Origin of the sequence: Paraburkholderia lebeckiae, assembly GCF_050436225.1 — a bacterium.
GTDB lineage: Bacteria > Pseudomonadota > Gammaproteobacteria > Burkholderiales > Burkholderiaceae > Paraburkholderia > Paraburkholderia tuberum.
The window spans coordinates 1,270,037-1,283,816 of sequence record NZ_JBNDLU010000001.1 but is presented as its reverse complement, the minus strand read 5'-3'; the positions used below and the strand labels follow the sequence as shown (position 1 = coordinate 1,283,816).

The following is a 13,780-nucleotide window of genomic DNA, read 5'->3' as shown; positions in this document are numbered from 1 at the left end:
AACACGCCTCGCTACGGTCTATTCCATCCGGCCCCGGCGCGCACATTCAAACCCATTCGCGCGCCAGTGGCCGATGCTGCTTCAATGGGCGCCAACGGCCGGCGCTCCCGAGTTCGCGACGTGGCTCGCGGCGAGCGCCGCTTGCGCGGCGAGCGCCTGCTTGCGCTGCTCGACCTGACGTGCAAACACGGGACTGACATCGGGATACGACGCGTCCGTGATGTAGTCGAGACCGTTCTGCTGCGCCTCGATCAGTTCCTGGTACACCTGAGCACGTGTCTTGCCCTGCGCAAACGCGCTCGACGAAGCGGCGAGAACGACGAACGACATAGCAACGAACGAAAGCTTTTTCATGATCGACTCCTTGGAGAGTTGTGCGGGTTCGCACCAGGGAGAACCACGGATGGGCAGCGTTTATTCCTGTATTCGCGGCGTGAAAAAAACATCGCCGGCGCGGGGAATAAATGTCCCCGCCGCCGTGTTAGCCGTCCGATAGCAGCAATCAAGACCGCGCATCATCATGACCTCCTCGACTCACCGCCCCTCCGGCGCTCCGCCCTCCGAAGACGACATCCAGGCCTATGCGGACGGCACGCTGACGCCCGAGCGCGCCGCGTCGCTGCGCGACTATCTCGGCAAGCATCCGGCGGAAGCACGGCGTGTCGCCTTTTACGACCGCTTGAACGCACAGATCCAGGCCACGTTTCAGACCGCCGAGGAGCCCGCGCCTGGGCACCTCGGCGGATCGCGCCCGCTGCACATGCGTCCGCAACCGGGTGGTCGCGCACGCCGAACGCTTGTCGCGCTCGTCGCGCTCGCGCTGATGCTGAGCGCCATCAGCGGCTGGCTCATGGCGACTCAGGTGTCGGCACGAGCGCTCGATAATGCCGCCGTGACGGCGCTCGCCGAAGCCACCGCACGGCCCTTTTCCTCGGCATCGCCGACGCGCGTCGATCCGGTCGCGCCGGATCTCGGCGCGATCGGCCTGCGCCTCGTCGAGCAACGCGTGCTGCGGCTCGGGCCATTGCAGCGCGCGGACGAACTCGTCTATCTGAACGGCGATCAGCAACCGGTGGTCGTGCTGTCGGCCGCGGCGCCGTTTGCGCGGGAAGAGCCGCAGTGGGCTGCGCGCCGCATCGGCGAGCTGCGGCTGTTGACGTGGACCGCGCATCGGCAGCGTTTCGTCGTCGCGGGCACTGCGCGCACCCACGGCCTGATGCGCGCCGCCGACGTGATGAGCGCCCGCTGACGCCGGTGCGCGCGGCCCTCGCGGAATAAAATGCGCTGACAGGTGTTTGCAGTTCGAACGCATCGTGCGACGGAAGCCTGCGCGAGCAGCCCGGCGCGTATCGATACTGACGCGAGTAAAGCCGATGCCACCCCTACGCCCCTTGACCGGGATCAACCATGGATGTCCGTGACGAGCTGATCGAGCACGTACCGCGTCTGCGGCGCTATGCGCGAGCGCTGATCAACAATCGGGAGCTCGCCGACGACCTCGTGCAGGACACGCTCGAGCGCGCGCTCGGCCGCACCCGATTGTTCCAGCCGGGCACCGATCTGCGCGCGTGGCTGTTCACGATCATGCACAACGTGTTCGCGAATCAGGCGCGCAAGGCATCGGCGCGCGCGGTCCACGTCGCGGTCGACGACGACAGCATCGCCGAAAGCGAGCTCGCGGTGCCGTCGGGCCAGACGCGTTCGCTCGAAATGCGCGACCTCGACTACGCGTTGCAGCGGCTGCCGGTCGAACAGCGCGAGGTGGTGCTGCTGGTCGGTCTCGAGGAGATGAGCTATGCCGATGTCGCGCTCGCGCTGAACGTTCCGATCGGCACGGTGATGTCGCGGCTCTCGCGCGGACGCGAACGGCTGCGGGCCTTGATGGCGGGCGCCCAGCCCGGCGCGAAATTACAGGTGGTGCGATGAGCGAGCCGCAAATACCGATCGGCGAAGAAGACTTGCACGCGTACGTGGACGGCACGCTGTCCGGGGAGCGGCGTGACGAGGTGGAGCGCGCGCTCGAACAGAATCCGGAGCTGGCCGCGCGCGTTAGCGATTACTTTTCGCTCAATGGTCTGCTTCACGAGCGCTACGACCGCGTGCTCAGCGAGCCCGTGCCGAAGCGCCTGCAGACCGGTGCGCCGCGCCGCGCGCGAGCGGCCGCGAACTGGCCGCGTTTTGCCGCGCAGTTCGCGGGCATGGCCGCGGCGCTCGTGCTCGGCGTGGGCATCGGCATGCACAGGAACGATCTGATTCCGCCGGTTGCGATCGATCGAACCGACCAAGGGACCGAAACGCAAGCCGGAAATCGTCCGGTCAGCGCGGACAGCGCCGAGAGCTTCGCGCGCCAGGCGGCGCTCGCGCACGTCGTCTACATGCCGGCGATCGATCGGCCGAGCGACATGAGCGCCGCTCACGAGCAGGACTTCGTGCAATGGCTCGCGAACCGGCTCGGCACCGAGGTCCATCCGCCGATGCTGTCCAGGAGCGGATTCATGCTGTCGGGCGGCCGCCTGCTGCCCGGCGACGACGGTCCGACGGCCCAGTTCATGTATCGCGGACCGAACGGCGAGCGCGTCACGCTGTGCATCTCGCATCGTCGCGAGAACGCGAATACGACCGCGTTCAAGCTGTATCAGGCGGGGCCCGTCAACGTGTTCTATTGGGTCGACGGCGATTTTGGCTATGCGGTGTCGGGTGGGATCGATCGCAAGGAGCTGCTGCAGCTCGCGCATGATGTCTATGCGCAGTTGACGGGGGCCGCGCCCGGTTGAAGCGGATGCGTTCCGCGCCGCGCGGTTCGCGCATCAACGTCGTGTCTTCTCCTGCCCCGACATGGCCGCGTCATCGCGCGCGGCGCCGCGCAGCTCACGCGGCGTTGCACCGAGCAAACGCGACATCCAGTGCGCCATATGGCTCTGATGCGCAAAGCCCGTTTCGAGCGCGATCTGGCTTGCGCTGAGGCGTCCTTGCAGCAGCAGCGTTCGCGCGCGCTCGACCCTGCGCTGTACCACGTACTGATGCACGGGCACACCGAGCGTGTCGCGAAACAGCGCCTTGAAATGCGGCACGCTCAGTTGCGCCTGCACGGCGAGCTCGTCGAGCGTCAGACGCTGATCGAGATGCGCGTCGATAAACTCGATCACCCGTGCGGCCGTGCGCGGCGCGAGCGTACGCCGCCGGTTGCCCGGCATAGGTTCGACGCCGATCAGACGCACCAGCATCGCCGTACACAGACTTTCGGCGTAGAGCGGATCGGACGCATCGTCCGCTTCGAGCTCCGCGAGCAGCGCCCAGGCGAGATGCTGAAAGCGCGGATCGCGTATCTGGAAGCGCGGACGCAGCTGCGCGTCGGCCGAGTTCAACGCGAGCTGCTCGACGGTCCGTCGCGCGAAGTCCTCGGCAAACCAGACGCTGAAAATCGTGCAGGCGGCGTCATCGTTCCACTGACCTTCGAGCCCCGCGGGGATCACGTCGGCGTCGCCGTGCGCCTGAATCCGCGTGTGGCGGCGCGCATCGCACACACAGCGCGCGGTCACCGGCGCACCAACGTGCACGCCCACGCGATGATGGCGAAACGCGGGCATCCGATGCAAACCGGCCGACACGTTGACCAGCTCCGCACCGAAGCCTTGCCAGCCAAGCGCCCTGCTCGTGCGCACGGCGATGCGCGAGCCGCTGTGCGGCGCAGGCGCGGGAATCGGGGTGACGGCGTTCATCGCTGGTCTCCTGAGTGTGCTGAATGACGGCGAGATGCCTGCATTGTGCGGCGTTTTTGGCAGGTTCGCCGGCGTGACGGAATCTCGTAGCTCGCGAACAGCCAACGCGATTCGCGCGACCTGCGCGGCATCGGCGTAAAAAATCATCCATATCTGCGCAAAGTCATCCAGATCTGAGCGCCTCGCGAGTACCGCGTCGCTACCATCACGTCATAGCGATCCTCAAAAGGAGCACAACGTGTTCGTCATTTTCGGAGCGACCGGTCAGGTGGGACACGCGAGCGCAACCGCCTTGCGTCGCGCGGGCCACCAGGTACGCGCGGTGGTGCGCGACGCAACGCAAGCCGAAGCGCTCGCGGCAATCGGCTGCGAGATCGCGATCGCCGACCTGAACGACCCACAGCTGGTCGCGCGCGCGATCGACGGCGCGCAGGCAGTGCAATGGCTCTGTCCGGTGCCGCGAGCGCACGACGATCCCGCGGCCGCCATGCGGCGCATCATCGACGCGGGCGTCGCGGCATTGCGCATCAGCGCGCCACCGCGGCTCCTCGCGCTATCCGACTATGGCGCCGAGCACGCGGATCGCACCGGCATCACGACGCTGTTCCACTACCTCGAAACGCAGTTGCGCACCGTCGCGTCGTCGCTGATCTTGCTGCGCGCCGCCGAGCACATGCAGAATTGGGCACGCGTGCTGCCGGTCGCGCTCGGCCGGGGCGCGCTGCCGAGTCTGCATCATCCGCTCGACAAGCTGTTTCCGACCGTCGCGGCGCAGGACGTCGGCGAGCTTGCCGCGCAGTTGCTGCTCGACGAAGGGCCTTCGCGCGCGACGCCACGGGTGGTCAGTATCGAAGGGAAAGAGCGGGTAAGCGCGCTCGATGTCGCGCGTACCTTGGCGGAACTGTCCGGGCGGCCGGTTATCGCCGACCGGGTGCCGCGCGACGAATGGAGTGCCGCGCTGCGCGGCGCCGGGCTCGGCGAGCGGCACGCCCAACTGATCGTCGATCTGTACGACGCGCACAACGCTGGACGCATCGACGTCGAGGCGAATATCAGCGAGCGACACTTCGGCGCCACGACGTTGCGACAGGTATTGGGGGCGCTGCTATCGCGCGTGGCCGGTGCGGCCGCGACGGCGCGGTGATCCGCGTGGATGTCCGGCAAACGGACGGCGTGGCGCGGCACGAACAGCGTCGAAGGCGTTCGACACTGGAGAGACAGCATGCAGACCTGCCCGTTGCGTCGCGCATCGATGTAGCGTCAACACCGCCAACGCAGCCGAGCTCACGCGCCGAGCGCTGGCTGCGCGTAGCGATAACGCTATCGAGCTTCATGGGCTGGCGCGCGCTTGCGAACCTGCTCGCCGCGATTCCCGACAGCAATGACGATTTCGGCGTGTTCTAGCTTCTCAGTCATGAGCCGCGGGCGGGTCAAGCGGCGCTGAAGGTGCCCCCGTGGTGGCAAGCACCGCGCCGCAAGCCGCCACCGACCCGCTTATCGAGCCGGTTTACTCGTTTTCGTCGAAGTATTGAAGAGGCCTTGGCGGGCGGGCCTCCGGCGACCGACCTACGCCAAACCCTACGCCGGATCAAACCGTAAATCTTTGGCAAATTAATGTCGCGTTTCGGCAACAGAGGAAAGAAAGGGGGACTCGCCGCTGCAGGACCGCACAAGCAATCACTGCGTAAGCGCGTTCGGTCCCACTCCAATACCCACTCGATCGTCAATCGGTGACGGGGACCCTTGTGTATACGGCTTCTCCGGCCGGTCGGGAGTGACGATACCGTCAGCCATACCGAAAAATCCAGTCGGCAGTTTTCAGCTCTGGACAGACCGCAACAGAGAATCCACGCGCACTTTCGTTCAAACATCGCGAACACAGGGCATCCGAATGCCGACTTCTTCAGGAATACCGTCTTCGATACCGTCAGGCACTTTCCAGCGCGATCCTGGCAAAGCTTGAAGAAGCCATGATCCCAACTGCGGCCATGTTACCGACCGGAAACGATGCAAACCGTGCTGCAACCCCGGCGAGCGGAGCGGCCGCTCGACCGGAAGATGCTGCGCAACCACGACTGGCAAGTCGTCTCAATCTTCAGCAGGCGCGATCAAACTCATGTCAAGGGCAATTGTGCGTATCGCGAAACCCCGCATCGGGGAGCCCGCGCGATTCTCAGAGCCGATCAGGACACGCTAGCACGCGTCGGGCTGAGTCGGAGTTCGCCTCCATGGCGGGCCGTCGTCCCGGCGCGCTCCACGTCGGCTTTCAAGGTACAACGGCCATTCGTCTACTCGCACAGGGAGACTGGAGTTCGGCCAAAGCCGACGATCGCTGATCGGACGGCGTGCGGCGGCTGCCCGTCGCCTTGCTGACATTCGCAAACGGGTGCCGGCGAATGTCAGCTCCCGTTACTAACGAGTGAGTCTTCTCGACCCGTTGCAGCCGGTCGAGCAGTCTCGGTTCTAAGGGTAGGTATCGGAGTGGAACGGTCATTCCGTGCCGTCGCCTGGGGGGCAAGTCATCGGCCTCTGCGGACGCTTAGACCCGTGAGTTGGTGAGGCGGCTTACGCCGTGCAAGGATGACGTCTTGCTCGACCCTCGATTGCTCTCGAACTTAAGTTTGATTTCTCTATAAGCAATCAGCTTGTCGTTCACCAGATCGAAAGGAAGCGCCCGCAAGGTTAGGGATGGTGTTCAGAACTCGTTTTGCCGCACTGAGCCATCCACATAGGGCCGATGCGGTGGAAGCGGTGCGGCACCTGGCTCGAATGCAGCGCTACGTTCGGCATAAGGAAGGCGCCGATTGCCTGCCCGCGCGGGCGGCTTTTGCGCTCATGCAGCGGCCTCGCGCATCAGTCGTTCGCGCGTCATCCAAAGATTGCTTAGAGCGAACAGCGTGTGCAACTCTGCGTGTTCTTCATCAAGCCGCGATAGTGCACCTTTAGATGCCACCGTGCGCGGCGATGAACATGGCGACGGCCGACCGGCAATAGGATTCGATTTCGTTGTCGTCCTGTGCTCTCGCCTCATCGAAGCGTGCGACAAGCAGGAGATCGGATCCTTTGAAAAGCGCGGCAAACAAGCGCGGCGGATCGGAGAGCATGGGGTACGTTCAGAATCGCTTTCGCGTGCAACTGACGCAACACGGCCTCGATCTGGGCGATGACATGGGCGGGCCCGGCTTCGTAATGGAGCTTGCTCAACGACTTTTGATTCGTCTTGTCGGCCAAAACCATGGCTTCGACACTGCGGACGTCCGGGTTCAACAGCGTGCGAAGCAGGGATGATCCCACCGCCATGAGCTGATCTTCGGCCGAACCGTCGACGCCTTCAGAAAGGGCCTGCGGTGCAAACTGATCGCAGCGGGCCACCATGGCCGCGCTGAACAGCGCCTCCTTGTTCTCGAAGTGCCGATAGATGCTGAGCTTGGATATCTTCGCCCGCTGCGCGACCTTGTCCATGGTCGTCGCTTGAAAACCCAATTCCACAAAGAGTTCGCAGGCGGCGTCGACGATCGTTTGGCGAAGCGCCTCGTTGGCGGGCCGGCCGCGCCGGCTCTGGCTGTTTTCGGTCACAACAATTCCAGTACTTGACAGTATTCAAATTCTTGCACTACGATACCACGCAGTATCTTAAATGTGCAAGCCAAGGATAGGTTTCAACCAGTTGCCCAAACCGGGTTTCCCCGGGGCGCCTGGCGATATCGAATGCGGGATTGTGGGGCCGATCAATACAGCCATCAGCAACTTTCTCCCCAATGCCGAAGCCCTACTCGCTGACCGTCTCAAGCGCGTATCGCTGGACGATATTGCACACCACGCCCAGCCCACCCCTCCAATCACAACACGGAGCCCATCACCATGGATGACGTCATCATCATCGGCGGCAGCTTTGCCGGCCTCGCCGCCGCCCTGCAGCTCGGCCGTGCCCGCCGCAAGGTCACGGTTCTCGATACCGGCCGGCCGCGCAACCGCTTTGCAGGCCACTCGCATGGCTTGCTCGGCCACGATCACAAGCCACCGCTGGACATCCTGGTCGAGGCGCGGCAGCAGTTGACGCGCTATCCAACGATCAGGCTGGTCAATGCCCGGGCCGAGAGCGTGTCTGGCGCCATCGACGATTTCTGCGTCGTCACTGACGATAACGAAAGCCTGAGGGCGCACCGCCTGATCCTGAGCTATGGCGTCGCCGACCAGATGCCTGATGTTCCGGGCTTTGCCGAAAGCTGGGGCACGTCCATCGTGCCCTGCCCCTATTGCGACGGCTTTGAAGTCGCCGGCCAGCATTGGGGCCTCGTCTGGTCCAGCCCGCAGTCGCACCAGTCTGCCAGGCTGTTCCGCGATTGGACGGACAAGCTGACTGTCTTCGCCGATGGTCATGACATTGCGCCCGATATCCAAGTCGATCTGGCGCGTCGCAACATACCTGTCGTCGATGGCCGGATCGTCGAGATCGCCCATCACAAGGGCCATATCAACACCGTCAATCTCGATACCCGCCGCAATGTCGCGGTCGACGTCCTGTTCGCCCATCCGCGCAACAAGCCGTCCGCACGCCTGCATGAATCACTGGGCCTCGCCACGGTCGATACGCCCACCGGCATCGTCCTCAAAGTCGACGAGCGCCGCCAAACCAGCATGCCCGGCATCTACGCCGCTGGCGACCTCGCCACACCCTTCTTGCCCTCCGTCACCCAGGCTTCATCGCAGGGCGCGATGGCGGGTATCTTCGCCCAGCAGTCGATGGTGGTTTGAGAGCACAGATCCTTGTTGCGTCGTCGCCTTCGAAAAGGTTGGCGTAAATCGACGCGGCGAAAGGCGGATCGTCGAGTCAAGGAGATGACATGGCAAAGCAAAGTGCTGATCAGGTGGGTGACTGGAATGGTCAAAGCGGGGAGCGCTGGGTCGCCAACCAGGCCCGGCTCGACGCTCTGGTGGCGGTGTTCGGCCAGGCCGCGATCGAAGCCGCCGCGCCCGCGACGGGTGAGCGCGTGCTGGACATCGGCTGCGGCGCGGGTGCGTCAAGTCTGGCTCTGGCCGCTCGCGTCGGCGCCGGGGGCCAAGTGCTGGGCGTGGACATATCCGAACCGCTGATCGATCGAGCGCGCGCGCTTGCGCGCCACGATACGCCGGCCCTGTTTCAGGTGGCCGACGCCAGCAGCGCAGAGCTGCCCGAAGGCGCGTTCGACATTCTGTTCTCGCGTTTCGGCGTGATGTTTTTCCCCGATCCGACAGCGGCGTTCGCCCATATGCGACGCGCGCTCCGGCCGGGCGGCCGGGTCGCTTTCGTCTGCTGGCGCGGTGCGGCCGAGAACGATTGGATGCGACTGCCGGTGGGCGCGCTCAAGGACATCGTCCCGCCGAGCGCGCTCCCCGATCCCGAAGCGCCCGGCCCGTTTTCGTTCGGCGACCGGGAGCACGTGGCGCGCATCCTGACGGCGGCCGGTTTCACCGAAATCGTTATCTCGCCCTTCGACGCGGCCGTCCCATTCGGCGAGGGCGAAACGCGGGACGCGGCGATCGACGACGCAGTGAGGATGACGCTTGAGGTCGGCCCGCTGTCGCGTGCGCTCGCTGGTCAGCCCGACGACATCCGCGCCCGTGCCTCCGCCGCAGTTCGTGCCGCCTTCGCGAGCCTCCCCGGCGAGGGGTCGGTGATGATCAACGGCGCGGCATGGGTCGTCATGGCACGAAATCCGGCAAGCTGACAGGGATTAACAGGGGAGATGCCTCCGCTCGGTGGAACAGGGCGTCTTTGGCCGGCCAGATTGATGTCCCTTCTGGCCGCTGAACGAGCGCTCGCCTTGCGACAATCAGATGGCCGGTTGCGAAGCAGAGCCGACGCCTGAGCGGTCTTCCGGCGGCGCATGTGACCGGCAGTTTGTGGCCGACCTCTGCCTGACGGCGATCGGCGGCACGCGGCTCACTTCGGCCGGTGGACGCCTCATGAACCAAGCGACAGCTTTCGCCCCGTGGCCGACGGCACGGAAGAAACCAACTTTTGGCACCCCGGCCCTGCGGCTTACGGTCGCATTCACACCACGTCTATTGCACGCGATCATCTCGTTTCTAGTAATGAATCGCATTCTCAATAAATCGATGAGTTCACCCACACTCGCCTCGCAATCGCGCTGGTGGATCCGAGTTTTCGCCATCGCCGGACCGGGATTGGTCGTGATGCTGGCCGACACGGACGCGGGTAGCGTCATTACCGCGGCGCAAAGTGGCGCCCAATGGGGATACCGGTTATTGCTGCTGCAACTGCTATTGATTCCGGTCTTGTTCATCGTTCAGGAGTTGACCGTTCGCCTCGGCATGGTCACGGGCAAGGGGCACGGCGATTTGATCAAGCAGCATTTTGGCCCCCGTTGGGCATGGCTGTCGGTAGGCACCTTGATGCTGGCCTGCCTGGGTGCCTTGTTATCGGAGATGAGCGGGTTGGCCGGAGTTGGCCTGATGTATGGCATTCCATCGTGGCTTACGTTGACGCTAACGGTCGTCGGGCTATCCTGGATGGCGTACACAGGGTCGTACCTGTCGGTGGAACGGATCGCGATTCTGCTTGGCGCCTTCGAATTGGTGTTCGTGCTGGTGGCCTGGCGCGCCCATCCGGATGCTGCGAGCATACACGCCGAGCTTGCCAGCATGCCGCTCGGCAACCACGACTACCTGTTCCTGCTGTCAGCCAACATTGGGGCTGTGATCATGCCGTGGATGGTGTTCTATCAGCAATCGGCCGTGGTGGAGAAAGAGCTCGATCTCGAAGACCTGCGCGCCGCTCGCTGGGATACAGCGGTCGGCGCAGTATTGACCCAGTTGATTATGGCGGCCGTGCTGGTGGTCACAGCAGCGACCTTGGCGCGTTCCGGCCTGCATAAACCGCTAGACACAGTGCAGCAAATCGGTGATGCCCTTACCCCGTTCCTTGGCGCGCAGACCGGCAAGCTACTGTTCGGCATGGGAATGGTTGGCGCGGCGCTCGTGGCCGCCATCGTAGTGACGCTGACTGCGGCTCGCGCGCTTGGCGAGATACTGGGCTACCGGCATGCGCTTGAGCATACGCCGCGCGAAGCGCCGTGGTTTTACGCGACCTATACCACGGTGTTGATCATCGCCGCGTTCATCGCGGGCTCCGGCGCGAACCTGGTCTCGCTGGGCGTCGGCGTGCAGGTGATGAACGCGCTGCTGTTGCCGATCGTGCTCGGCTTCCTGTACCTGCTCGCCCGGCGCCTGCCCGAGCCGTATCGACTAAGGGGAAGTTACGGGATGTTGGCCGGAACGGTGATCGCCATTACGGTAGGCTTGGGCTTGTACTCTGGAATTGCCGGAACGTTTTCCTAATCCGCCCGATGACGATCGGCGGCAAGCGACCCCGAACAGGCCTTCAGATTGGCGCAACACCAATGACTGTTCTTGGGGATACAACTGCCCGCCGTATGTCCCGAAGTTGTCGAGGCGCATGAACAGCCTTTTCGGGAACTTCGGACTCTACTTGGCATGGTTTCCCGACCGTCGTGCTCCGCGCCGGGTTGAATGCGCTCAAAAGGGAAAACCTGCGCGAGAGCGACGAGCGCGATGCAGTGGTTGCTGCTATCAGCGACGCGACTTGCGCATAACTCTAGACGATCTTGCTCACATAGCGCGAGTACACCCACCCGTGGACTGCGGGTGACTCGTCATCGGCAGTCCACGCGACGGAAGACCACGCTTTCTGCCTCTCGAGCAGCATAACCACCTGCCCGAGCGCGAGATTCCCGACAGCCGGAGACTTGCTCGACGGGTGGGTGTGTACTTCCAGTTCTTCTTTCAAGACGAACCGGAACGACTGAAGTTGTTCCCGATCTGCGGCATAGATCACGGCTTTCTTGCGGACGTTCTGTTTGACCTCGCGCGGCGAGGCGGTGCGGGAGTGTTCCTCAAGCGCCCGTTTTATATAGAAATCGGCGACGGGATTCAGGATCATGTAAATCGCGCTGATTAGAACTGGGACGATAAAGAGCACCACAAAGGCCTTAAGGCGTGAGTCCTTCATCGACTGGATTTCGTCAACAATCGTCTTCACGAACGGCGCCATCCTGGCTTCTGCCTGCTGTGCGGCGCGATCGATGGCCCTGTCAACGATTGCTTGCACATCAGCGATGTCCCCAGCTGTCATCGATACGGGTGCCGGGGGATTCGTCGCAATCAGACGGGTCGCCGATTCGACGAGCCCATTCGACCTCATCGCCTCGACCACTTCACTGAGTTCCGTGATGGGATTGGCGGCCTTCCATGTCCTCAGTAAGTCGGTGAACTTGTCAGTCTGCAAATCTTGCAGCCACTTGTTCACGTGCATATCGGCATAAGCGGATTCGAACGCCTTCGCCGAAGCCACGAACGAAGGTTCCAATCTGAACGCGTCGATTGCGCTAAGCTGCCGCGCCCAAGCAGGATTGAGAGCAGCCTCAATCGCCTTATGGTGCTTAGCCCATCCAGTGACCAAAGTGTCCTGAATCGCTCTGATCTGCTGTTCCCGCCCGGTATCGAAGGAAGCCTGAAGCGTCCTGATTTGCTGTCCCAATCCGTTGTCGAAGGAAGCTTGGAGCGCTCTGATCTGCTGTCCCAATCCGTTGTCGAAGGAAGCCTGGAGCGCTCTGATCTGCTGTCCCAACCCGTTGTCGAAGGAAGCCTGGAGCGACTTGATCTGCTGTAGTAAGCCGGTGTCGGCTTTCAGCGCCTCCATCGCCTTGAAGGAAGATGTCATCGAGGGTTCGAGCTTAGACGGTGTTAGGAACTTCCGGCCAAAACCTGGTAGGCAGTATGACTTCCTGCGGGACAGAGGCTGGCCTGCCGCAACGGAATCAAACGCGGGTTAGCATTGCTGTCAGAGCCGCACGGTGCGGACGTGCCGCACCCGGCGATTTCCGACGCGGAGGCCAGCATGGAGCACGATAGCACTCTTTACGTGGGTCTTGATGTTCATAAGGATTCGATCACGGTCGCCTATGCCATTGGTTCGGGCGAGGTTGAACTGCTCGGCAAGATCGGTACTACGCAGGCCGACGTGGAACGGTTGTGCAAGAGACTGCAATCTAAAGCGCGATGCGTCAGCATCGTCTACGAAGCCGGTCCGTGCGGATATGGGCTTTACCGGCAGCTTGTCCAGAAAGAATTCCAGTGCATGGTCTGCGCGCCCTCGCTGATTCCCCGCAAGCCAGGTGAGCACATCAAGACTGACAGACGTGATGCCGTCAAGCTCGTCCGATCGCTGCGTGCCGGCGACCTGTCGGCCGTATACGTCCCCAGCATCGACGATGAAGCATTCCGGGATCTGGCCCGCGCATGGGTGATTGCCAAGGACGACCTCAAGCGTGCACGGCAACGGGTAAAAGCCTTTCTGCTGTCGCACGGCGTGCGCTACACCGGCTCTGCCGACTGGGGGCCGGCGCACCGACGCTGGCTGAGCGCATACAGCTTCGACAGTGCGTGGCAGCAGTTTGCGTTTGAAGAGCTACGTCGCGCGATCGAAGACCGGCTCGCCCAATGTGACCGGCTGGAGTCCGCGCTGCGTGAGGCAGTCGTCAACTGGCGCTTCTATCCCGCCGTCCTGGGCCTGCAGGCAATGCGCGGTGTCCAGTTCACCACGGCAGTGGGCATGCTCGCCGAGCTGGGCGATCTCTCACGCTTCGTGCACCCACGCCAGTTGATGGCGTGGCTCGGGGTGACGCCGTCCGAGCACTCATCGGGCGGCAAGCGTCGTCAGGGCAGCATCACTAAAAGCGGCAACAGTTATGCAAGAAAGCTGCTAGTTGAAGCTGCCTGGAGCTATCGCCACCCTGCGCGTGTGAGCCCCGATATTCAGCGTCGTCACGAAGGTCTGCCTAAACCGATTGTAGATCGAGCCTGGGACGCACAGGTGCGCTTGTGCCGACGCTATCGCAAACTCGTCGCGCGCGGCAAGCAGAAGAATATCGCCGTAGTCGCAGTTGCCCGTGAACTCAGCGGATTCATCTGGGACATCTGCCGGCTCTCCTTGTCGCTGGCCATACCGCGCGAGACACAGATGCCGTGATGTACAGCAA

The 13,780-nt window shown here is 63.3% G+C and carries 12 protein-coding genes and 2 pseudogenes; 9 read left to right on the top strand and 5 right to left on the bottom strand.

Annotated elements, in window-relative coordinates; all coding sequences use genetic code 11:
- Nucleotides 1–81: 81 nt before the first annotated feature.
- Nucleotides 82–354: a DUF4148 domain-containing protein gene (locus OKW45_RS06100; RefSeq protein WP_429466564.1), complete on the bottom strand. Its 273-nt coding sequence runs from the start codon at nt 352–354 to the stop codon at nt 82–84.
- Nucleotides 355–520: 166 nt separating this feature from the next.
- Here OKW45_RS06100 and OKW45_RS06095 point away from each other — a divergent pair, with 166 nt between their 5' ends.
- From OKW45_RS06095 to OKW45_RS06085, 3 genes are all read left to right on the top strand, one after another.
- A complete protein-coding gene (locus OKW45_RS06095) occupies nt 521–1,249 on the top strand; it encodes an anti-sigma factor family protein (RefSeq protein WP_429466562.1) in 729 nt (242 codons plus the stop codon).
- 158 nt (nt 1,250–1,407) lie between these two features.
- On the top strand, nt 1,408–1,926 hold the full coding sequence (locus OKW45_RS06090; protein ID WP_018421072.1) for a sigma-70 family RNA polymerase sigma factor: 519 nt from the start codon (nt 1,408–1,410) through the stop codon (nt 1,924–1,926).
- Nucleotides 1,923–2,774 (top strand): anti-sigma factor family protein, encoded by an 852-nt coding sequence (locus OKW45_RS06085; protein ID WP_429466560.1) that lies wholly within the window; start codon nt 1,923–1,925, stop codon nt 2,772–2,774. The genes OKW45_RS06090 and OKW45_RS06085 overlap by 4 nt, the downstream gene beginning before the upstream one ends.
- Nucleotides 2,775–2,807: 33 nt before the next feature.
- On the opposite strand, the gene OKW45_RS06080 is transcribed toward OKW45_RS06085, so the two are convergent.
- The gene (locus OKW45_RS06080) at nt 2,808–3,719 is read right to left on the bottom strand and encodes an AraC family transcriptional regulator (protein WP_429466558.1); all 912 of its coding nucleotides are present in this window, start codon (nt 3,717–3,719) and stop codon (nt 2,808–2,810) included.
- A gap of 238 nt (nt 3,720–3,957) precedes the next feature.
- On the opposite strand from OKW45_RS06080, the gene OKW45_RS06075 reads away from it, so the two are divergent.
- Nucleotides 3,958–4,863, top strand: coding sequence for an NmrA family NAD(P)-binding protein (locus OKW45_RS06075; protein WP_429466556.1), 906 nt, complete (start codon nt 3,958–3,960; stop codon nt 4,861–4,863).
- Nucleotides 4,864–4,868: 5 nt separating this feature from the next.
- On the top strand, nt 4,869–5,123 hold the full coding sequence (locus OKW45_RS06070) for a hypothetical protein (protein ID WP_429466554.1): 255 nt from the start codon (nt 4,869–4,871) through the stop codon (nt 5,121–5,123).
- Between the two features lie 1,429 nt (nt 5,124–6,552).
- Here the strand turns inward: OKW45_RS06070 and OKW45_RS06065 are convergent.
- A pseudogene (locus OKW45_RS06065) lies at nt 6,553–6,674 on the bottom strand (IS5/IS1182 family transposase); the annotation flags it as partial.
- Nucleotides 6,662–7,295 (bottom strand): annotated as a pseudogene (locus OKW45_RS06060) (TetR/AcrR family transcriptional regulator). The pseudogenes OKW45_RS06065 and OKW45_RS06060, both read right to left, overlap by 13 nt.
- Before the next feature lie 285 nt (nt 7,296–7,580).
- Between OKW45_RS06060 and OKW45_RS06055 the strand changes: the two are divergent.
- The 3 genes from OKW45_RS06055 to OKW45_RS06045 all read left to right on the top strand — a co-directional run bounded on the left by OKW45_RS06055 (nt 7,581) and on the right by OKW45_RS06045 (nt 11,060).
- Entirely contained in the window at nt 7,581–8,474 is an 894-nt protein-coding gene (locus tag OKW45_RS06055; RefSeq protein ID WP_018421952.1) for an NAD(P)/FAD-dependent oxidoreductase, read from the top strand.
- Nucleotides 8,475–8,563: 89 nt separating this feature from the next.
- Entirely contained in the window at nt 8,564–9,427 is an 864-nt protein-coding gene (locus OKW45_RS06050) for a class I SAM-dependent methyltransferase (RefSeq protein ID WP_026226061.1), read from the top strand.
- A gap of 109 nt (nt 9,428–9,536) precedes the next feature.
- Nucleotides 9,537–11,060, top strand: a complete 1,524-nt coding sequence (locus OKW45_RS06045) for an NRAMP family divalent metal transporter (protein WP_429466552.1) — start codon at nt 9,537–9,539, stop codon at nt 11,058–11,060.
- A gap of 277 nt (nt 11,061–11,337) precedes the next feature.
- Here OKW45_RS06045 and OKW45_RS06040 read toward each other — a convergent pair whose 3' ends face one another.
- A complete protein-coding gene (locus OKW45_RS06040; RefSeq protein ID WP_429466550.1) occupies nt 11,338–12,462 on the bottom strand; it encodes an SH3 domain-containing protein in 1,125 nt (374 codons plus the stop codon).
- 177 nt (nt 12,463–12,639) lie between these two features.
- Here OKW45_RS06040 and OKW45_RS06035 point away from each other — a divergent pair, with 177 nt between their 5' ends.
- Nucleotides 12,640–13,770, top strand: a complete 1,131-nt coding sequence (locus OKW45_RS06035) for an IS110 family RNA-guided transposase (protein ID WP_090812607.1) — start codon at nt 12,640–12,642, stop codon at nt 13,768–13,770.
- Nucleotides 13,771–13,780: the final 10 nt, after the last annotated feature.

Bases quoted from the DNA above. Each gene is read 5' to 3' on its own strand.
- OKW45_RS06100 (WP_429466564.1), bottom strand. From the start codon at position 354: ATGAAAAAGCTTTCGTTCGTTGCTATGTCGTTCGTCGTTCTCGCCGCT.
- OKW45_RS06095 (WP_429466562.1), top strand. From the start codon at position 521: ATGACCTCCTCGACTCACCGCCCCTCCGGCGCTCCGCCCTCCGAAGAC.
- OKW45_RS06090 (WP_018421072.1), top strand. From the start codon at position 1,408: ATGGATGTCCGTGACGAGCTGATCGAGCACGTACCGCGTCTGCGGCGC.
- OKW45_RS06085 (WP_429466560.1), top strand. From the start codon at position 1,923: ATGAGCGAGCCGCAAATACCGATCGGCGAAGAAGACTTGCACGCGTAC.
- OKW45_RS06080 (WP_429466558.1), bottom strand. From the start codon at position 3,719: ATGAACGCCGTCACCCCGATTCCCGCGCCTGCGCCGCACAGCGGCTCG.
- OKW45_RS06055 (WP_018421952.1), top strand. From the start codon at position 7,581: ATGGATGACGTCATCATCATCGGCGGCAGCTTTGCCGGCCTCGCCGCC.
- OKW45_RS06050 (WP_026226061.1), top strand. From the start codon at position 8,564: ATGGCAAAGCAAAGTGCTGATCAGGTGGGTGACTGGAATGGTCAAAGC.
- OKW45_RS06045 (WP_429466552.1), top strand. From the start codon at position 9,537: ATGGCCGGTTGCGAAGCAGAGCCGACGCCTGAGCGGTCTTCCGGCGGC.
- OKW45_RS06040 (WP_429466550.1), bottom strand. From the start codon at position 12,462: ATGACATCTTCCTTCAAGGCGATGGAGGCGCTGAAAGCCGACACCGGC.
- OKW45_RS06035 (WP_090812607.1), top strand. From the start codon at position 12,640: ATGGAGCACGATAGCACTCTTTACGTGGGTCTTGATGTTCATAAGGAT.